This is a genomic window from Pseudomonas sp. FW305-96 (assembly GCF_058783825.1).
In genome coordinates, this window is sequence record NZ_JBYSYW010000042.1 from 22,697 (window position 1) to 42,001 (window position 19,305).

General features: G+C 65.4%; 19 protein-coding genes. 11 read left to right on the forward strand and 8 right to left on the reverse strand.

Annotated features, from left to right (window positions below; genetic code table 11):
- Window positions 1–165: 165 nt before the first annotated feature.
- Window positions 166–3,012 (reverse strand): RNA polymerase-associated protein RapA, encoded by a 2,847-nt coding sequence (gene rapA, locus AC3WL2_RS23525; protein WP_102684688.1) that lies wholly within the window; start codon window positions 3,010–3,012, stop codon window positions 166–168.
- Between the two features lie 124 nt (window positions 3,013–3,136).
- Between rapA and AC3WL2_RS23530 the strand changes: the two genes are divergently transcribed.
- From AC3WL2_RS23530 to AC3WL2_RS23560, 7 genes are all read left to right on the forward strand, one after another.
- Window positions 3,137–3,829, forward strand: a complete 693-nt coding sequence (locus AC3WL2_RS23530; RefSeq protein ID WP_102684689.1) for a M949_RS01915 family surface polysaccharide biosynthesis protein — start codon at window positions 3,137–3,139, stop codon at window positions 3,827–3,829.
- 112 nt (window positions 3,830–3,941) lie between these two features.
- The gene (locus AC3WL2_RS23535) at window positions 3,942–4,268 is read left to right on the forward strand and encodes an aspartate-semialdehyde dehydrogenase (RefSeq protein ID WP_102684690.1); all 327 of its coding nucleotides are present in this window, start codon (window positions 3,942–3,944) and stop codon (window positions 4,266–4,268) included.
- A 59-nt stretch (window positions 4,269–4,327) separates the two neighbouring features.
- Window positions 4,328–4,489 carry a hypothetical protein gene (locus AC3WL2_RS23540; protein ID WP_173862462.1) on the forward strand — a complete coding sequence of 54 codons (162 nt, stop codon included), beginning with the start codon at window positions 4,328–4,330 and terminating at the stop codon, window positions 4,487–4,489.
- Window positions 4,490–4,624: 135 nt separating this feature from the next.
- Window positions 4,625–4,741 carry a cytochrome c oxidase subunit CcoM gene (ccoM, locus tag AC3WL2_RS23545; protein ID WP_023629476.1) on the forward strand — a complete coding sequence of 39 codons (117 nt, stop codon included), beginning with the start codon at window positions 4,625–4,627 and terminating at the stop codon, window positions 4,739–4,741.
- Window positions 4,742–4,925: 184 nt separating this feature from the next.
- The gene (locus AC3WL2_RS23550) at window positions 4,926–6,914 is read left to right on the forward strand and encodes an FUSC family protein (protein ID WP_102684691.1); all 1,989 of its coding nucleotides are present in this window, start codon (window positions 4,926–4,928) and stop codon (window positions 6,912–6,914) included.
- On the forward strand, window positions 6,901–7,107 hold the full coding sequence (locus AC3WL2_RS23555) for a DUF1656 domain-containing protein (RefSeq protein ID WP_102684692.1): 207 nt from the start codon (window positions 6,901–6,903) through the stop codon (window positions 7,105–7,107). The genes AC3WL2_RS23550 and AC3WL2_RS23555 overlap by 14 nt, the downstream gene beginning before the upstream one ends.
- Window positions 7,108–7,118: 11 nt before the next feature.
- Complete coding sequence (locus AC3WL2_RS23560; protein WP_046854497.1) at window positions 7,119–7,979, forward strand: efflux RND transporter periplasmic adaptor subunit; 861 nt, start codon at window positions 7,119–7,121, stop codon at window positions 7,977–7,979.
- Window positions 7,980–8,087: 108 nt separating this feature from the next.
- Here the strand turns inward: AC3WL2_RS23560 and AC3WL2_RS23565 are convergent, their stop codons facing one another.
- A complete protein-coding gene (locus AC3WL2_RS23565; RefSeq protein ID WP_102684693.1) occupies window positions 8,088–8,816 on the reverse strand; it encodes an SDR family oxidoreductase in 729 nt (242 codons plus the stop codon).
- Window positions 8,817–8,917: 101 nt separating this feature from the next.
- On the opposite strand from AC3WL2_RS23565, the gene AC3WL2_RS23570 reads away from it, so the two are divergent.
- Window positions 8,918–9,697, forward strand: coding sequence for a LysR family transcriptional regulator (locus tag AC3WL2_RS23570; protein WP_102684694.1), 780 nt, complete (start codon window positions 8,918–8,920; stop codon window positions 9,695–9,697).
- Between the two features lie 21 nt (window positions 9,698–9,718).
- On the opposite strand, the gene AC3WL2_RS23575 is transcribed toward AC3WL2_RS23570, so the two are convergent.
- Window positions 9,719–10,477 carry an SDR family NAD(P)-dependent oxidoreductase gene (locus AC3WL2_RS23575; RefSeq protein WP_102684695.1) on the reverse strand — a complete coding sequence of 253 codons (759 nt, stop codon included), beginning with the start codon at window positions 10,475–10,477 and terminating at the stop codon, window positions 9,719–9,721.
- 113 nt (window positions 10,478–10,590) lie between these two features.
- On the opposite strand from AC3WL2_RS23575, the gene AC3WL2_RS23580 reads away from it, so the two are divergent.
- A complete protein-coding gene (locus AC3WL2_RS23580; RefSeq protein WP_102684696.1) occupies window positions 10,591–11,508 on the forward strand; it encodes a LysR family transcriptional regulator in 918 nt (305 codons plus the stop codon).
- On the opposite strand, the gene AC3WL2_RS23585 is transcribed toward AC3WL2_RS23580, so the two are convergent.
- Window positions 11,447–12,661, reverse strand: a complete 1,215-nt coding sequence (locus tag AC3WL2_RS23585) for a GAF domain-containing sensor histidine kinase (RefSeq protein WP_102684697.1) — start codon at window positions 12,659–12,661, stop codon at window positions 11,447–11,449. The two genes, AC3WL2_RS23580 and AC3WL2_RS23585, sit on opposite strands and share 62 nt — an antisense overlap.
- Window positions 12,662–12,844: 183 nt before the next feature.
- Between AC3WL2_RS23585 and AC3WL2_RS23590 the strand changes: the two genes are divergently transcribed.
- A complete protein-coding gene (locus AC3WL2_RS23590; protein WP_102684698.1) occupies window positions 12,845–13,165 on the forward strand; it encodes a DUF2025 family protein in 321 nt (106 codons plus the stop codon).
- Window positions 13,166–13,182: 17 nt separating this feature from the next.
- On the opposite strand, the gene AC3WL2_RS23595 is transcribed toward AC3WL2_RS23590, so the two are convergent.
- Together AC3WL2_RS23595 and AC3WL2_RS23600 are read right to left on the reverse strand one after the other, a co-directional pair.
- A complete protein-coding gene (locus AC3WL2_RS23595; RefSeq protein ID WP_102684699.1) occupies window positions 13,183–15,765 on the reverse strand; it encodes a bifunctional diguanylate cyclase/phosphodiesterase in 2,583 nt (860 codons plus the stop codon).
- Window positions 15,766–15,817: 52 nt separating this feature from the next.
- Window positions 15,818–16,894, reverse strand: coding sequence for a diguanylate cyclase (locus AC3WL2_RS23600; protein ID WP_102684700.1), 1,077 nt, complete (start codon window positions 16,892–16,894; stop codon window positions 15,818–15,820).
- 125 nt (window positions 16,895–17,019) lie between these two features.
- Here AC3WL2_RS23600 and AC3WL2_RS23605 point away from each other — a divergent pair, with 125 nt between their 5' ends.
- Window positions 17,020–18,114 (forward strand): MBL fold metallo-hydrolase, encoded by a 1,095-nt coding sequence (locus AC3WL2_RS23605; RefSeq protein WP_102684701.1) that lies wholly within the window; start codon window positions 17,020–17,022, stop codon window positions 18,112–18,114.
- Here AC3WL2_RS23605 and AC3WL2_RS23610 read toward each other — a convergent pair.
- Window positions 18,111–18,986 (reverse strand): formate/nitrite transporter family protein, encoded by an 876-nt coding sequence (locus tag AC3WL2_RS23610; protein WP_102684702.1) that lies wholly within the window; start codon window positions 18,984–18,986, stop codon window positions 18,111–18,113. The two genes, AC3WL2_RS23605 and AC3WL2_RS23610, sit on opposite strands and share 4 nt — an antisense overlap.
- Window positions 18,987–19,115: 129 nt before the next feature.
- On the reverse strand, window positions 19,116–19,305 hold a 190-nt coding region (locus AC3WL2_RS23615; protein ID WP_218276047.1), incomplete at its 5' end, for a hypothetical protein.

The window sequence follows — 19,305 nt, forward strand, 5'->3', positions numbered from 1 at the left end:
CTGATTAATGGCAATTTGATTTCTACCATTTGGATATGAAAGCAATAGCCAGATGGTCTAAATGGATGGCTTGCAGGACGAAACGAGCGCGGGGCAAGCCCGCTCCCACCAATCCCGAGCCGGAATTGTGGGAGCGAGCTTGCCCCGCGATGGCCTCTATGGCGATCAACCGGCGACGAGCACCCGGATCGCCTCGAGGCGCAGTGCCGCTTTTTCCAGCGCCGCCAAACCCTCTTCGCGCTGCTTGCGCAGGGCGTCGATCTCGCTGTCGCGCACGCTCGGGTTGACGGCCTTCAACGCAGTCAGGCGCGCCAGCTCCTCGTCGGCTTCGGCGGTGAGGCGTTGCCGGGCCTGGGCCACGCGCTCGTCGTGGGTTGGCAGGACCTTGGCCTCGCCTGCGGCGATGCGCTTGGCCAGCACGTCGCGCTGGGCCTGGACGAACTTGTTGGCGCTGGCCTTGGGCACGCTTTCGAGCTGGTCGTTGAGGGTTTCGAAGGCCACCCGCGGGCCAAGGTCGTTGCCGTTGGTATCGAGCAGGCAGCGCAGCGCGGCCGGTGGCAGGTAGCGCCCCAGCTGCAGGCTGCGCGGTGCCACCACTTCGCTGACGTAGAGCAGTTCGAGCAGCACGGTGCCGGGCTTGAGCGCCTTGTTCTTGATCAGCGCCACGGCGGTGTTGCCCATCGAGCCGGACAGCACCAGGTCCATGCCACCCTGGACCATCGGGTGCTCCCAGGTGAGGAACTGCATGTCCTCGCGCGACAGCGCCTGGCCACGGTCGTAGGTGATGGTCACGCCTTCGTCGTCACCCAGCGGGAAGCTGGCGTCGAGCATCTTCTCGCTCGGCTTGAGGATCAGGGCGTTTTCCGAGTGGTCCTCGCTGTCGATACCGAAGGCGTCGAACAGGGTTTCCATGTAGATCGGCAGGGCGAACTGGTCGTCCTGCTCGAGGATCGCCTCGACCAGCGCCTGGCCTTCGCCGGCGCCACCGGAGTTGAGTTCCAGCAGGCGGTCGCGACCGGTGTGCAGCTCGGCCTCCAGGCGCTCGCGCTCGGCTCGGGCCTCGCCGACCAGCTGGGTCCAGCCCTTGTCGTCGCCACCGGCCAGCAGTTGCAGCAGGCGCGGGCCGAACTGATGCTGCAGGGCGTTGCCGGTCGGGCAGGTGTTGAGGAAGGCGTTGAGGCCTTCGTGGTACCACTGGAACAGGCGTTCCTGCGGGCTGTCCTGCAGGTACGGGATGTGCAGTTGGATCGTGTGCTTCTGGCCGATCCGGTCGAGGCGGCCGATGCGTTGCTCGAGCAGGTCCGGGTGGGCCGGCAGGTCGAACATCACCAGGTGATGGGCGAACTGGAAGTTGCGGCCTTCGCTGCCGATCTCGGAACACACCAGCACCTGGGCGCCGAACTCTTCGTCGGCGAAGTAGGCGGCGGCGCGGTCACGCTCGAGGATGCTCATGCCTTCGTGGAACACCGAGGCCGGGATGCCGGAGCGCACGCGCAGGGCGTCTTCCAGGTCCATGGCGGTCTCGGCGTGGGCGCAGATCACCAGGACCTTGGTGCGCTTGAGCATCTTCAGGGTGTCGACCAGCCAATCGACCCGTGGGTCGAAACGCCACCAGCGCTCTTCGTCACTGTTATCGCCCTGGGCCTGGAAGGCCACTTCCGGGTACAGCTCGGCGCGCTCGCCCGAAGGCAGGTCGGCGTAGGCCTCGGGGTTGGCCAGCGGGTAGGGGTGCAGCTGGCGTTCGGGGAAGCCCTGGATTGCCGCCCGGGTGTTGCGGAACAGCACGCGGCCGGTGCCGTGGCGGTCGAGCAGTTCGCGGATCAGGCGCGCGCTGGCCTGGCTGTCGCCGTCGCTGACCGCGGCCAGCAGCGCTTCGCCTTCGGCGCCGAGGAAGCCCTGGATGGTGGCGTGGGCTTTCGGCGACAGGCGACCCTCGTCGAGCAGCTCCTGTACGGCTTCGGCCACCGGGCGATAGTGCTCGCTTTCGGCGCGGAAGGCAGCCAGGTCGTGGAAACGGTTGGGGTCGAGCAGGCGCAGGCGGGCAAAGTGGCTGTCCTGGCCGAGCTGCTCAGGCGTGGCGGTGAGCAGCAGCACGCCAGGAATCACCTGGGCCAGCTGCTCGACCAGCGCGTATTCGGGGCTGACCTGCTCTTCGTGCCAGACCAGGTGGTGGGCCTCGTCGACCACCATCAGGTCCCAGCCGGCGGCGAACAGCGCGTCCTGGGCCTTTTCGTCCTCGACCAGCCACTCCAGCGCGACCAGCGCCAGCTGGGCATCCTCGAACGGGTTGCTGGCGTCACTCTCGATGAAGCGCTCGGCGTCGAACAGCGCAACCTGCAGGTTGAAGCGCCGGCGCATTTCCACCAGCCACTGGTGCTGGAGGTTTTCCGGTACCAGGATCAGCACGCGGCTGGCGCGACCGGACAGCAGCTGGCGATGGATGACCAGGCCGGCCTCGATGGTCTTGCCCAGGCCCACTTCGTCGGCCAGCAGTACGCGGGGAGCGATGCGGTCGGCCACTTCACGGGCGATGTGCAGCTGGTGGGCGATGGGTTGGGCGCGCACGCCACCCAGGCCCCAGAGCGTGGAGAGCATCTGCTTGCTGGTGTGCTGCAGGGTGTTGTAGCGCAGCGAGAACCACGACAGCGGGTCGATCTGCCCGGCGAACAGGCGGTCGCTGGCCAGGCGGAACTGGATGAAGTTGGACAGCTGCGTCTCGGGCAGCGTGCGTGGCTGGTTCTGCGGGTCGATGCCGTGATAGACCATCAGGCCGTCGATGTCCTCGACCTCCTGCACGGTCAGCTTCCAGCCTTCGAAATGGGTGATCAGATCGCCTGGCGAGAAGCGCACGCGGGTCAGCGGCGCATTGCGTAGCGAGTACTGGCGCGTGTCGCCCGTGGCCGGGTAGAGCACGGTCAACAGGCGGCCATCCTGCGCCAGGATGGTCCCAAGACCGAGCTCGGCCTCGCTGTCGCTGATCCAGCGTTGCCCCGGTTGATACTGCTGCGCCATACTGCCAAAACTCCCGCGGTGAAAAAGCTGGCCATGTTACCGGATCGGCTGCGCCAGACCAAAGAATCTCAGTGAGTCTAGCGTGTTCATCGACGAACACCCGTCACGAGGGCCATGCGCCAACATGTTTGCCAAGCACCGCTGGTTGAACGTCACCTTGGGCCTGGGCAGCCTGGCGCTGCTGGCCGCCTGTGAACAGAAAAGCTTCGAGATCCTGCCGCCGATCCCGGTCGAGCAACTGGAAGTGCTCGGCGTGCAGACGCCGATCAAGAGCGTGCATTTCCATGACCGCGAGGGCGAGGGCCTGCTGGTGCTGAGCCGGGTCGACGGCCAGGCCACCGACCCTGATACCGAGGAGGAAGTCGACAAGGTGGTGCTCAAGGCCACCCTGTATGGCCGCGCCGCCAGTGCCGATGTCTTCAAGGCGCGCTGGCAGATCGAGCAGGAGACCACCTGCGCCGGCCTGGACCTGGACGTCGACTTCTACACCGATGTCAGTGATGTCGGCGACCTGAACAAGGACGGTGTCGCTGAAGTGACAGTGGCCAGCCATGCCTTCTGCGGTGGCGGTATCGACCCCCACGACATCGCCATCGAGATGCGTGAAGGCCAGGCGATCTACACCATCACCGGCCAGTCGCTGATCAGCCCGCCCGGTGAAGACCCGTTCGGCGGCGAGCGCGAAGACAGCGCCTCGTTGAAGAACGCCCCGCCAGGGGTGCGCGAACATATGGATGCGGTCTGGCAGCAGGTCTACAAGCGGCCATGGAGCGAGTCGAGCCCTTCACCCGACGATCCGGACGAAGACGTCGAGTAGGCCCGCGCTATACTCCAGCGCAATGCGGCGTTGTGACACGCCGCACACCTTCGACCGCAGGCATTCAAGGCGGCGCGCCATCAGCCGACAACAAGGCTACAGGAGACCTCCCATGCTGCCGCCGATCATCCCGCTCAGTGCCGCCCCCGTGACCTCGCAACACGACCCGGTCAAACCGCCGCCGACCATTCCACCGGTGGTGCCCACGCAGCCGACCTCCAGCGATGGCACCATCGACCTGAAGAATCATCGTGATCCCGAAGAGCAGGCCTTGTTGTTGCGTGACGAGCAACGCCGCCAGCAAAAAAGGCGCAAGCAGGCTGAGGGCGATCGTTACGAGGCGGTTCCCGGCGAGGAACTCAATACCGACAACACCGTGCCGGTGGCGCCGCTGGGCGAGCGCACGCGCCAGGGGCTGCTGGTGGATATCGAAGTCTGACTAGTCAGCGCCCAGGCAAGCCTTCATCATTAAGGCCTCTGCTGTCCGTCGAGCCCACCATGAGCCAAGACAAACTGATCGACTTCGGCGCCGAACGCGCCAAACGCATCCACGACCTCAATGACAAGCGCCTGGACGACATGCGCCAGGCCTTCGAGCAGGCCTTGCCGCTGGGGCAGGGCAAGAAGAAAAAGCCCAAGGGCAAATCGAAGAAGCGCTGAAACTTGATGCAGGTCAAACCTGCACCCGCCTCCCGCGCCCGGCCCCGGGCGCCATTGACTCCGGTCAATTTTCCCCCTCCTCGCATTGGTTACCTTGCACCCATCGGATGACGGCACATCAAGGGAGGAGCCGACATGTTCTTCGACAACGTGGTTATCGCCGGGGTGGTAACAGTCGGGTTGATGTTGGCCTTCTTCGCCGGTCTGGGCATTTTCATCTGGAAGGACTCGAAAAAGCGCAACCAGCGCTGATCCTTCCCGATACACGAGCACGCAAGGCATTTAGGGCGACTTCGGTCGCCCATTTTTTTTTGCCTGCGAAAATCTGCCTGCGACTGCTTAGATGATTAGCTAGCTAATTAATCGTTTCCGCTTTATCCTTCCTCCCGTTGTCTATCTTTCTTCCTATTACCCCAGCGCGCCCAAGGTCCGTTTCGTGCCCATCACCTTCCAGGCCCTGTTTGCCCCCAGCAGCCTCGCCCTCAAGTTCGCCATCAAGACCTTGCTTGGTGGCGGCCTGGCTTTGTGGTTGGCGATGCGCTGGGGCCTGGAGCAACCGGCGTGGGCGCTGATGACTGCCTTCATCGTCGCCCAGCCGTTGTCGGGGATGGTGGTGCAGAAGGGCCTGGCGCGGTTGGCCGGCACCCTGGTCGGCACTTGCATGTCGGTGGTGTTCATCGGCCTGTTCGCCCAGACCCCATGGCTGTTCCTGCTGACCCTGGCCTTGTGGCTGGCCCTGTGTACCGCTGCCTCGACCCAGTTGCGCAGCGCCTGGGCCTACGCGTTCGTGCTGGCCGGCTACACCGTGGCGATCATCGCCCTGCCGGCGGTCGACCACCCGCTGCAGGTCTTCGACCAGGCCGTGGCGCGCTGCACCGAGATCTGCCTGGGCATCGTCTGCGCCACCGTCACCAGCGCGCTGCTCTGGCCCATGCGCGTGGAGCAGCAACTGGCCGACCAAGCCCGCCAGGCCTGGCAGAACGGCCTGCAGGCGGCCAACGCCATGCTTGGCGGCGAAGACGAGGCACGCGGCGGCCTGCTCGACAGCCTCGGGCGCATCGTCGCCATCGATGCCCAGCGCGAACATGCCTGGTTCGAAGGCAGTCGTGGCCGCCAGCGCGCCCGGGCGATCAGCGGCCTGAGCCAGACACTGATGGTGCTTTTGCGCATCTCACGCTCGGTGCGCAGGCAGTGGCGCCAGCTTGACGAGGGTGAAGCCAGGCACCTGGCGCCATGGCTGGACGAGGTTCGCGCTCACCTGGCCAGCCCCGAGCAGCCCAGCTTGCTGGTGTTGCGCCAGCGTGTCTGGGACGCCGCCCACGACGAGCGGATCAGCCCCGCCGAGCATTACTGTCTGGCGCGCCTGACCTTGCTGCTGGACTACACGATGGCTTGCGCCCAGGCCCTCGACGACGTCGAGCAGGGGCGGGCGCCGAGGCAGGCGACGCAGAGCCTGGCAACCCATCGCGACTTGTCCCTTGCCCTGCTGTTCGGTTCGCGCAGCGCCCTGGCCTTCCTGGCCATGAGCAGTTTCTGGCTGGCCACGGCCTGGCCATCGGCGCCAGGCGGCCTGGTGCTCACCTGTGTGGTCTGCAGCCTGTTCGCCAGCCGCGAGAATGGCGCGCAGATCGGCCTGAGTTTCCTGCGCGGCATTCTCCTGGCCATCCCGGTGGCGTTTCTGGTGGGGCAGATCCTGCTGCCGCAATGGAGCAGCTTCGCCATGCTCTGCCTGGGCATGGGTGTGCCGTTGTTCTTTGGCGCCCTGGGCATGGCCCACCCGCGTACCGGGGCGACCGCCACGTCCTATTGCCTGCACTTCATCGTCCTGGTCGCGCCGCTCAATGCCATGCATTTCGATGTGGCGACCATGCTCAACAGCGCCCAGGCCATGCTGCTGGGCGTGGGCGCCGCGGTAATGGCGTTCCGCTTGCTGGTGCTGCGTCACCCGGCCTGGCTTGGCCGGCGCTTGCGCGCCGCCACGCAAGGCGATCTGGTGCGCCTGACCCGGCGCGACCTGCGCGGCGCCGACAGCTGGTTTGGCGGGCGCATGGCCGACCGCCTGATGCAACTGGCGCGGCATGCCAGCGAATTGCCCGAGGCCGAGCGCAAGCGCTGGGACGACGGCCTGCACGGTCTGGATATCGGTGACGAACTGGTGCACCTGCGCATGTGCCTGGCCGTGGCCAAGGCGCCGCTGGGCAATGCCGAGCGCCAGTACCTGCAGCAGTTGCAGGCGGTCCTTGCCAGCGGCCCGGCGCCGGGGCGTGGCCAGCGCCTGGACGCTGCCAGTGAACAGTTCATCGAGGCCCTGCGCCGCCAGCCGCCCAGTGACCCGCTGCGCCTGGCCATCGGCGCGGTGCTGCAATTGCGCAAGAGCTGGGGCAAGTGGTGCCGCTGGCAGGAGGAAACCCATGGGGTTGCGTGAGTGGGCACTGGGCGGCGTGCTGCTCAGCCCGTTTCTGATCTATGTGCTGCTGGCGCTGGTGCTCACCGGGCTGTTGCGTTTCATCGTGCAGGCCACCCCCCTGGGGCGCTGGATCTGGCACGAGGCGTTGTTCGACGCTGCGCTGTTCGTCTGTGTGCTGTATGGGGTGGTGCGCCTGTCAGGCCCTTTGTAAGGAGTAAGTCCATGCGTACAGTCGTACGTACCCTGGTCACCCTGTGTGTGGTGATCCTTGCTGTTTTTGCTGGCTATCAACTGTGGCAGTACTACATGCTCACGCCTTGGACCCGGGATGCCCGGGTGCGTGCCGACGTGGTGGTGATCGCCCCCGACGTGTCGGGCTGGGTCAGCGCGTTGAAGGTGCATGACAACCAGCAGGTGAAGGCCGGCGACCTGCTGATGAGCATCGACCGCGAACGCTTCCAGGCCGCCTTCGACCAGGCCACCGCCGTGGTCGAGACGCGTACCCAGCAGTTGCGCCTGCGCGAGCGCGAGGCCGCCCGGCGCACCGCGCTGGGGCCGGAGGCGATCAGTGCCGAACTGCGCGAGAACGCCCAGATCAACGCCGCTGTCGCCCGTGGCGAACTGCACGAGGCCGAGGCTCAGTTGCAAGTGGCGAAGATCAACCTGGCCCGCAGCGAAGTACGCGCCCCGCGGGGCGGGCATATCACCAATCTGCGCCTGGCCGAGGGCAATTTCGTCAACACCGGGCAGTCGGTGATGGCGCTGGTGGACGATGCCACTTTCTATATCCAGGCGTATTTCGAAGAAACCAAGCTGCCGCGGATTCGCGTCGGCGACCCGGTCAAGGTCTGGCTCATGGGCGCCGGCGACGCGATGCAAGGGCAGGTAGAAAGCATCAGCCGGGGGATCACCGACCGCAACTCGACGCCGGATGGGCAGTTGCTGCCAGAGGTGGAGCCGACGTTCAACTGGGTGCGGCTGGCGCAGCGCATACCCGTGCGCATCCGCCTGGACCAGGTGCCGGAGGGCGTGACCCTGAGCGCCGGCATGACGGCCAGCGTGCAGGTGCACGAAGCGCCTTGAGGGGGCAGGCCAGCTCCCCCTGGGATTGCACATGACTTGAGGCCGGCGCGGTCGGTGTGGGAGCCGGCTCGCCGGCGAAAGGGGCGCATCACGCCCCGGTACTCAGCCTCAAGGCTGCTGGGCGGTCGCCGCCAGCACGATCTCGCGAATGCACACCTGCTGCGGCTGCTGGTAGGCCCAGACGATTGCCCCGGCGACATCTTCCGCCGACAGCACCACGCCGCCCATGTCATTGGCCTTCCAGGCCTCGTAGTCGCGCTTGATGCCCGCGTCGGTGGTATGCCCGAGCAGCTCGGTCTCCACTGCGCCCGGCGCGATGGTCACCACTCGCACATTGTGTGGCGCCAGCTCCTCGCGCAGGTTCTCCGACAATCCGTGCACGGCGAACTTGCTGCCTACGTAGGCCACATGGTTGGGGAAGGTCTTGCGTCCGGCCACCGAGCTGACGTTGATCAGGGTGCCATGGCGCCGCTCGACCATCCCGCCGACCAACGCGTGCACGCCGTTGAGCAGGCCTTTGACGTTGATGTCGAACATGCGCTCCCATTGTTCCGGGTCCTGTTCGTGCATCTGCCCCAGCAGCATCACCCCGGCATTGTTCACCAAGGCATCGGCGGGCCCGTACACGGCTTCGGCCTCGGCCACGGCGGCGACCAGTGCTGCGCGGTCGCGGATGTCCACGGCGCGGCACAGGCAATCGGGCAACGCCAGCGCCTCCAGGCGATCCAGGCGGCGGGCGACCAGCAACAGCGGATGGCCCGCGGCGGAAAAGCGTTGGGCGGTGGCGGCGCCTATGCCGGAGCTGGCGCCGGTGATGATGATCAGGGGTTTGTTCATGGTTGCCTCCCAGGCATAATCGCTTTCGATGGCCAGGATTCTAGATAGCCCTTTCGGCCATGAAAAACGGCTTATTTCTCTGGCTGGCATCGGTTCTATCTATGGATATCCGTCATCTCAAGGCATTTATCGCGGTCTTCGAAGCGCGCAACATCACGGTAGCCGCCCAGCGCCTGTGCGTGGCGCAACCCACCTTGTCGGTGACCATCCGCCAGTTGGAGGACGACCTGGGCGCCGAGCTGTTCCTGCGTCAGGCCCGTGGGGTCGAAGTCAGCGAGCAGGCGCGTGAGCTGTATCCCCAGGCCTGCCGCATGGTGGCCGAGGCCGACGCGCTGCGCCTGCGCTTTCGCCAGGGGCAGGAGCGGGTGCCTTTGGCCCTGGGCATCGAGGCGGACATCGCGCCGGCCCAGGTCGAGGCTTGCGTGCGCCTGGCCAGCCAGGCGGTTGCGGGCCTGCAATTGACCTTGCTGGCGGGGTGCGACGGGGATGCGCGGCTGGCCGACGAGGCCCAGCGCTGCGAGGACGAACTGTTCCTGCCGTTGTGGGAGGAGGCCTTCGTGCTGGTAATGGCGACCGGCAGCCAGCCGGACGGGCGCTGGATCACCTGTCCGCAGCATCCTTCGCACCAGCGCCTGATGGGGTTGTACGGCGAAGGCGAGCAGGTTGGCCAGGCCGGTTCGTTGCAACTGGCGCTGGCCATGGTCGCCGCCGGGCTGGGCGCGGCATGGTTGCCACAGTCCCTGGCCGAGCGCTGTCCCGGGGTCTACTGGCGGCCCGGCAGCGGCCTGGCACTGCGGCGCCGGGTCGGCCTGTGCATCACCCATGAGGCTTTGTCACTTCCTGCCGTCGCTGCGCTGCACCAGGCCTTGAACCGAGCTTGAGCGCATTGCGCAGCGTACTCCTCAGAGGAACATGCCCCCCGACACCTCCAGCCGCTGCCCGTTGATCCAGCCATTGCCATCTTCCAGCAACAAGGCGATGGCCGCGCCGATATCGTCGGGCAGGCCGACCCGGCCCAGCGCGGTATTGCCGGCGATGTAGTCATTGACCTGCTGGTTGTCACGCACCACGCCCCCGCCGAAATCGGTCTCGATGGCGCCCGGCGCGAGAATGTTCACACGGATGCCGCGCGCGCCCAGCTCCTTGGCCTGGTAGCGGGTCAGTACTTCCATGGCGCCCTTCATGGCCGCATAGGCGGCATAGCCGGGCAGGGCGAAGCGGGTCAGGCCGGTGGAGATGTTGACGATGCGCCCGCCATCGGCCAGCAGCGGCAGAAGGCGCTGGGTAAGGAAGAACGGGCCTTTGAGCTGGATGTTCAGCAACTGGTCGAACTGCGCCTCGCTGGTCTCGCTGAATGGCACGTTCAGGCCGATGCCGGCGTTGTTTACAAGGAAGTCCAGCTGATGGCGCCCGAACTGCTGTTCAAGCGTGTCGCCCAGGCGTTCGGCGAAGCCTGCGAAGCTGGCGCTGTCGCTGACATCCAATTGCAACATGGCGGCGCGCCCGCCGGCCTGCTCCAGCGTGGCCGCCACGGCGCGGGCTTCGTCGGCCTTGCTATGGTAGGTGCCGATGATGTCGATGCCACGGGCGGCCAGGTGTTCGGCGGTGTTCCTGCCAAGGCCGCGGCTGGCGCCGGTGATCAGTGCGATCTTGCGAGTCATGTCGGTTACCTTTGGTGGGTGGCTGTGGCTGACAGGTTATTGGTCGGACAGGTGCTGTTAAATCCAGGAGATCCGGAAATACTGTTCGCGCCAATTGGACAATTAGGGGCCGTATGAACAAGTTGGAGCTGCTGCGTACCTTTGTCAGGGTCAGCGAACTGAGCAGTTTCACCCTGGCCGGCGAAAGCCTGGGCCTGCCGCGCTCGACCGTTTCCGAACAGGTGCGGGCGCTGGAAAACCTGCTCGGCACGCGCCTGCTCAACCGCACCACGCGCCGGGTGCGCACGACCCAGGACGGCGCCTTGCTGTACGAGCGCAGCAAGGACCTGTTGTCGGGCATGGACGAGATCGAGAGCCTGTTCAGCGCCGACGACGCCGAGCTGGCCGGGCGTCTGCGCATCGACCTGCCGACCATGATGGCGCGGCGGGTCATCGTGCCGGCGCTGCCGCGTTTTCTCGAGCGTTTCCCGCGCCTGGATGTAGAGATCAGCTGCACCGACCGCCAGGTCGACCTGTTGCGCGAAGGCTTCGATTGCGTGATGCGCATCGGCGCGCTCAGCGACCTTGACGTGGTGGCGCGCCCGGTCGGGCGCCTGAGCATGCGCAATTGCGCCAGCCCCGCCTATCTCGAACGCCACGGTGTGCCGCGCCGCCTGGAGGACCTGGATAGCCACCGGCTGGTCCACTACGTGCGCAACCTCGGCGCGCGCAGTGCCGGGTTTGAATACGAGCAGGGCGGCGAACTGCGCTTCCAGGCCATGGCCGGCGTGGTCACGGTGAACAACGCCGAGGCCTATTCCGCCGCCTGCCTGGCTGGGCTAGGCCTGATCCAGGTGCCGGCGGTAGGTGTCGATGAACACCTGCGCGCGGGTGAACTGGTGTCGCTGCTCGAGCCCTGGCAGGCGCGGGCCATGCCGGTGTCGCTGTTGTATGCGCGGCAGCGCCATGTGCCGCGCCGGGTCCAGGCGTTCATGAACTGGTTGGCGGTGCTCCTGGAGTCCCAGGTCGATCCTTCGGTAGGCGAAAACTGAACAGGGTGCCGCCCTCGGCACTGGAGGTCACCTCCATGCGGCCGCCGTGGGCGAGGGCGATCTGCTTGGCAATGTACAGCCCCAGGCCCAGGCCGGGCTGGGGCGCGCCAGAGATCGGCCGGCTGAAAGGTTCGAACAGCAAGGGCAGGGTTTGCGGGGCGATCGGCGTGCCCTGGTTGTGCACGCTCAGGTCGAACGTACTGTCGCTGAGGCTGGCGCGCACGGTCACCGGGCCTTGTGGGTCGCCATGAAGGAGGGCATTGGCGATCAGGTTGGACAACAGTTGCATGATTCGCTCGCGGTCACACAGCAGGCCGCCGACCTGGCCAATGTCGAGGATGATGCGCCGCTGCGGGTGGACACGCTGCAGCTCGGAGGCCACATGGCCGAGGGCGTCCGGCAGATCGTGGCAGGGTTGCAGGTTCAAGGGGATCCCGGCACCAAGGCGGCCACGGGCGAAATCCAGCATGTCGCGCACCAGCTCGGTGGCCCGCTGGCCGCAGGTGAGGATATGCAGGGCGATGGCCCGTTGCTTGTCGTGCGTCAGGCGCTGGCTGAGCAGTTCGGCACCGGCGGTGATGGCGAACAGCGGGTTGCGCAGGTCGTGGCCGAGCACGGCAATGAACTGCTCGCGGACCTCGGCCATGGCCCGCTCTTTGTGCAGGGCGAGTTCTGTGCGCTGGGCGTTTTCCTCGCTTTCGATCTGAATGGCCAGCAGGCGGGCGAACGATTCCATCATTGGCTGTATCGCCGTGCCCTTGAGCGGCGTTGGCTTGGCGTCCAGGGCGCAGATGGTACCGAAGAAGCTGCCGTCGGTACGTAGCACCGGAACTGAAATGTAGCTTTCGAAGCGGTACTGGCGCGGGGCGTGGTGACGGCAGTACTGCTCGTCCTCGCTGGCCTTGTCGATCACGATGGTACGGCGTGTGCTGCGGATTTCGTGGCACAGCGTGGTGGCGACCTCGAGTTCGCCGCCAACCTCGAGGCCGAATCCCAGGGTGTCGAGCACCGCGCAGGCCGTCCAGTTGCTCTCGGTCACCCGGGCCACGGCGGCAAAGCGCAGGCCAGTGGTCTCGCAGATGACCTGGAGGATGGCCGGCACGGCGTTGATGCGACCAATGATGGCAATGTCGGCGGTGACGGCCTGGGTCATGAGGGGCGGATCCGATAACAACGAAGGGGCTCGAAAATCCAGTCTAGCGGGCCTTGGCGCGAGGGGCGAAAAACCTTGGCGAACGGTCTGGCACTTGGGTTAGGCTGGCACTTGCGCGTTGCCCGCCAGAGGCGACCGCCCCCTCTGCGTGCGTCACTTCCGAATTCTTTGCGAGGTTACGCCATGGCCATCACATCCCAGGACATCTGCATCGCCGCCGACCAGCTCAAGGGCTTCGTCGGCTTTCACGGCAAGCGCGGCACCCATATCGTGCGGTTTTCAGAGGACGCGTTCGGCATGGACGTGGCCGACGACAGCATCACCCCCTGCAGCGAGTTCGTCTGGCGGCCCGAGGCAGATGCGCGCATGGCGCTGTGCCGGGAGCGCCTGGCGTTGCTGCTGGAGCAGCATGTGGACGATCGCTTGAACATCGGCGAGCCCTTGCGCATCTACCTCAACCGTACCGACCTGCCCGAAATCGTGGCTGAGCGCAGCCTGCGCTGAATCCCGTGGCAGCGCGTTCAGGACGCATCCTGGCGAACTTCCCGGTTCGCCAGCAGCGCCTCGAACCCTGCCCGGTCCACGGGCTTGCTCAGGTAGTAGCCCTGCACCTCGTGGCACTGCTCCTTGTCCAGCGCCTTCAATTGCTGCTCGGTCTCCACGCCCTCTGCGGTCACCGTCAGCCCCATGGCCTTGCCCAGGTTGATGATCGCCTGGACCACGGCCCGGTCGTTGCCGCTCTGGCTGCTCAACCCGGCGATGAAGCGCTTGTCGATCTTGATGCTGTCGAAGGGGTAGGTGCGCAGGTAGCCCAGTGACGAGTAGCCGGTGCCGAAGTCATCCATGTTCAGGCGCACGCCCAGTTCCTTGAGCGCGAGCATGGTGCCCAGGGCGCCTTCGATGTCGTTGAGCATCACGTTCTCGGTGATTTCCAGCTCCAGGCGCTGGGCCGGGAAGCCGGTGTCCAGCAACACCTGGCGCACATCGGCGACCACATCGCTGCGGGAGAACTGCGCAGGCGACAGGTTGACCGAGACCAGCAACTCTTCGGGCCAGTCACGGGCATTGCGGCAGGCTTCTTCGAGTACCCAGCGACCCAGCGGGACGATCAGGTCGCTCTGTTCGGCCAGTGGGATGAAGGTGTCTGGCCCTATCAGCCCTTCTTGCGGATGCTCCCAGCGCAACAGGGCTTCCACCGAGACGATGCGCAGGTCGTCCAGGCGATAGCGTGGCTGGTAGTGCAGCACGAACTCGTGCTGCTTGATCGCCCGGCGCAGGTCGTTTTCCAGTTGGCGACGGTACTGGATCTGCTGGTTCATTTCCGGCGAGAAGTAACGCCAGGTGTTCTTGCCGTCGGCCTTGGCCTGGTATAGGGCAATGTCGGCGCAACGGATCAGTTCGCCGGCGTCGTAGCCTTGGGCCCGGGTCTGGGCGATGCCGATGCTGGCGCCGATGTGCAACTGGTGTTCCTCGAAGCCAATGGGCTGCTGCAAAAGGTCGAGCAGGCGCGCGCAGAAACGGTCGATTTCACTGCGGTTGTCCAGGCCGTGCAAGACCAGGACGAACTCGTCGCCGCCCAGGCGAGCGACCAGGTCATTGTCGCGGGTGGTGTCGCGCAGACGGCCGGCCACCTCCTGCAGTACTGCGTCGCCGGCCGGATGGCCGAGGGAATCGTTGATGGGCTTGAAACTGTCCAGGTCCAGCAGCAGCAGGGTCAACGGTGGTGAATCGCTGCCGCGCAACAACGCCTGCTCGAGGTGGCGCGACAGTTTGTTGCGGTTGGCGAGGCCCGTCAGGGCATCGTGCATCGACAAGTGCTGGATGCGGGCATGGGCGGCGACCTCGTCGGTGATGTCGCTGGCGGTGCCGCGAAAGCCGGCGAGCTTGCCCTCGTAGACGATCGAGCGCGCCGAGACGCGGCAGTAGCGGTTCTGGCCGCTGGCGTCATCGTAGTTGCAGCGCAGGTTGGCCAGTTGCTGCGGGTTGTCGTCGGCCTGGCTGTCGAGCCACGGCAGCAGGGGCGTGGTGTCGCAGGCCAGCAACTGGTTGAGCGGCTGGCCGAGCCACTCCTCGATGCGATAGCCGGTGACGCTGACGAAGCGCTGCGACAGGTAGGTCAGGCGGTGATGGCGGTCTGTTTCCCAGATCCAGTCGGAGGCGGCTTCGGCCACTGCGCGAAAGCGCTGCTCGCTGGCTTCCAGGGCGCGGTTGCTCTGCTGCAATCGCAGCAGGCTTTCATCTATTGCCTGGGAACTGCGCAGGGCGTGGCGGAACAGGTAGAGCAGCACCAGGCCAAGTACCAGCAGTACTGCCAGCAGCGGCGGCAGAAAGGCATGAAGCAGTTGGCGGCCCGGCAACGGTGTGTTCCAGACCAGGTGATAACCGGTTTCGCCGAGGGCGATATGCGGTTGCCCGGCCTGGGCAACAGCGTTTTTCTCCAGGCGCATGCCGGTCAAACCCGCGCCTTTGCCCAGCACTGCGAGCTTGGCTTCGGTCAGCTGGTCGACGAACACCATCACCGGCGCCTGTTTTACATCAGCCTCGGTCACTTCCTTGTCCGGGCGTACTGCCGCGGCGCTGAGTACTGCGGGCCAGCCGTTGAAACGTACGAAATGGGTTACCTGCTCGCGGGCCGGGGCCGCCCTGCGCGCGGCGGCGATGATCGCTGCCAGGGGGCTGTCGATATGGGCGCTAGCCGGCGAATCGGTGGGTTTGCCCTTGAACAGGGCGTAGGTGGTGCGGCCATCCTCGACCACGAACACGCCTTCGTAGCCGCTGGCGCTGTACAGCGACTCACCGACGTTCTTCTCGTCATACGCCCACTGCCAGTCGACCTTGCCTACCAGATGTTCGTAGGCGACGTCCCAGACGGCGTAGCTGGAGAGGAACTGACGCGAGGCCACCAGCCGCTGCTCCAGCGCCTGGGTGGCCTGGAAGGTGCTTTGCTCCAGCGCCTGGCGGTCCAGCGTGGCGGCGATGTTGAACAGCGCCACCAGGGTGAACACGCAAGCGAGCCCGAACAGCGCGCAGAAACCGCCGACCAGGCGGCGCACCTGCAGGCGCGAGGTGGGGCTGGAGGGTGAAAGGTCGACGTTCCTGTCCATGTACGGGCGACTCCTTCAACTGCTGTCTTGCGCCCGAGGCCTGGGCGAAGGTTCAGTCAGGATAGGCCAGCCTGAGCGTGGCGGCCTCGCCGCGAGCGAAATTGACCTGGTCGCGACCCTGGCGCTTGGCGGCATACAGGGCCTTGTCGGCCTGTTCCAGCCAATGCTCGGGCGAGGCGAGGTCGGGTCGAAAGTCCGCCAGGCCGATGCTCAGGCTGATGCGCAAGCCCGGCAAGTGCGGGTTGCGGTAGGCGGCCACGCGTTCGCGCAGGCGCTCCATGGCCTGGCAGGCCTGGGCTTCGTGGGTGCCGGGGAGGATCACGCAGAACTCGTCGCCGCCATAGCGCCCGGCCAGGTCGTCCTCGCGCAGGGTGCGCTTGAGCTCCTGGCTGAGCTGGCGCAACACGCAGTCGCCGACCACATGGCCGTAGGTATCATTGATGGTCTTGAAGTGGTCGATGTCGATCAGCGCGATGACCGCTGGCAGCCGCTGCTGCTGGCAGATCTGGAACTTGAGCAGCAGCAGGTCTTTCCACGAACCATGGTTGAGCAGTCCGGTGAGGCTGTCGGTACGGCTCAGGGCGCTGAGGCGGCGCTTGTGTTCGGTCAGCTTGATCGCCAACTGGTAGCACACCCAGCCCAGGGCCAGGGGGTAGAGGGTCAGCATCGGCAGGCAGGCGAGGACCTGCAACTGCGTGGCCTGTGTCTGCAGGCCGGTGCCGAGCAGCGTGGTGGCCAAGAGCATGCCGCACAGCTGCGCCAACAGGCCACGCAGCAGCACGCGTTTGCCACCGGCGGCGACGTTGTTCATGGTCATCATCGACAGGATGGTGACGCTGGGTAGCGGGTTGAAGTGGATAGCTGCGGTCCAGAAACCGCCCATCAGCGAATCCAGCAGGATGTTGCGCTGCTCGGCCTGGTACGGGGAGGCCGAGCGCAGGGCCCACTGGTAGGCCACGTGTGGCCAGACCAGGCCATTGAACAGCAGCAGGGCCCAGGCCCAGGGCGGTGGGGTCAGCGGGGCGATGGCAGCCATCACGCTGAACAGGCCGATTCCCAGGCCGATGATGCGCGGCAGGTAGATGCGCCTGACGAAAGAGAGCCCCTTGCCGCTGCGATTGTCGATCATGGTTGTCGTTCTTCTGTGGAGCGCCGTTTATCGCATAAGTAATGTGAATATTGTTGAACAATCGTTCATCGGCGAAAAATGACCTTACAAGCCATTTCACGGTTGATCCGACCCTGTGGAGTAATATGAAGGCTTTCCTCTTTTGCGGAGTGCTGTTGCTCATGGTGTCCATGGCTACCCCCGCCGGCGAGCCGGCTCCGTATCGGGACGGGCGCTTTCACAACCAGGTCGAACTGCCCAAGGACGGTGTGCTCAAGAAGTTGCGCATCGGCGTCAAGTACCTGCTGCTGCGCAAGCCACCAAAGACCCGGCCAGACGCAGCGCTCAGCCTGCAGCCGATGACGCGCCAGCAGGTGGCTGACGCACCGGATCACAGCTTGTGGCGCCTCGGCCATTCCACTGTGCTGCTCAAGTTGCGCGGGCGCTTCTTCATTACCGACCCGGTGTTCGCCGAGCGCGCCTCGCCGGTGCAGTGGGCCGGGCCGTTGCGCTTCCATGCGCCGCCGCTGGCGCTGGGCGACCTGCCGCCACTGACCGCGGTGATTCTCTCCCACGACCATTTCGACCATCTGGATGAGCAGGCCATCCGCCAGCTGGCACCGCGCACCGAGCATTTCCTCGCGCCGTTGGGCGTGGGGGACCTGCTCGTCGAGTGGGGCGTGCCGCCGGCCAAGGTGCGGCAACTGGACTGGTGGCAGGAAACCGAAGTCGAAGGCGTGCGCTTCGTCGCCACGCCTGCCCAGCACTTCTCCGGGCGCGGGCTGTTCGACAGCAACCGCAGGCTCTGGGCGTCCTGGGTGATGATCGACGAAGGGCTGCGGCTATTCTTCAGCGGCGATACGGGCTATTTCGACGGTTTTCGTGAAATCGGCGAGCAGTATGGGCCGTTCGACCTGACCCTGATGGAGACTGGCGCCTATAATGTTGCCTGGCCCAATGTGCACATGCAGCCGGAACAGACCCTGCAGGCGCATCTGGACTTGCAAGGCCGCTGGTTGTTGCCGATTCATAACGGCACCTTCGACCTGTCCATCCACGGTTGGCAGGAGCCCTTCGAGCGTATCCTGGCCCTGACCAACGCCGCCCAGGTGCAATTGAGCACGCCGCAGATGGGCGAGCGGGTCAGCCTCGACTCGCCACACCCCGGGCAGAACTGGTGGCGGCCACGGCCATTGCCGCAGCGGGGCAGGGGAGCCGAGCGGGCGGTTGCGGCGCGCTAGTCCTTTTTCGGCTTTTCATCCTTGAGCAATTGCGAGGGGGGCTTGCCGCTGTCGCTGCGAACCTGGGCGTGGCTGATCAGGGCAAAGATGAAGCTGCCGCCGATGATGTTGCCCGCCAGGGTGGGTAGTGCGAAGTCCAGCCAGAACGCCTGCCAGGTTTCATCGCCGGCCCAGACAAGGTACGACACTTCCACCGAGCCCACGACAATGTGGGTGAAGTCGCCCAGGGCCATCAGGTAGGTGATCACCAGGATGATCCAGATCTTGGCGTGCTCCATGGAGGGGATCATCCAGACCATGGTGGCGATCATCCATCCGGAGACGATGCCTTTGGCGAACATCTGGCTGATGTCGTTGGTCATCACCTTGCGGCCCACCTCAAGGAAGGCGATGTCGGTCTTGCTGTCGAAGATTGGCAGTTCGAGCATCACCCAGGCCACCAGCAGCGTACCGGCCAGGTTGCCGAGCAGCACGACGCTCCACAGGCGCAACAGCCGGCCGAGGTTGCTCAGGGTGGGCGCGGTCATCACCGGTAGCACGGCGGTCAGGGTGTTCTCGGTGAACAGTTGCTGGCGGGCGAGGATCACTGCCAGGAACCCCGCGCTGTAGCCCAGGCTGGCGATCACCTGGGCGCTGTCGCCTTCCGGCAGGCGGGCATAGAACAGCCCCATGGCCATCAATGACAGGCCCATGGTCAGGCCTGCCGCCAGTGCCGACCACCACAAGGCGGCGAGGGTGCGTTCCAGTTCCTGGTCACCCTGGTAGCGGATGATCTCGTGCAACACTGCCGCCCGCGGCGGCTGGTTGTGGCTGACTTCCTGCTCTTCGTCCGCCGACAGCCCCGGGGTCTTCTCATTCTGTGCATCGCTCATGGCAAAGCCGCTCCGCTTGCGTGTTTCTCTACAGAGCGGCAAGCGTGGCGAATAGTTGCCGACGTGCCGCTGGATGGTGATCGAAAGTTTTTTCAGATCAAGGTGTTGACTCTGAAATCAAACCGCGTATTATTCGCCTCCTCGCAGCGTTGAACGCCACGAGGCAAGCGGTAAGTTGTTGAGGTAGAAGGTGTTTTGCAAAAAGCGACTTCTGAAAAACTTCAAAATAAACGCTTGACAGCAAATGAGGAAAGCGTAGAATGCGCGCCTCGGTTGAGACGAAAAGCTCTTGGCCAACCGCTCTTTAACAAATTGAATC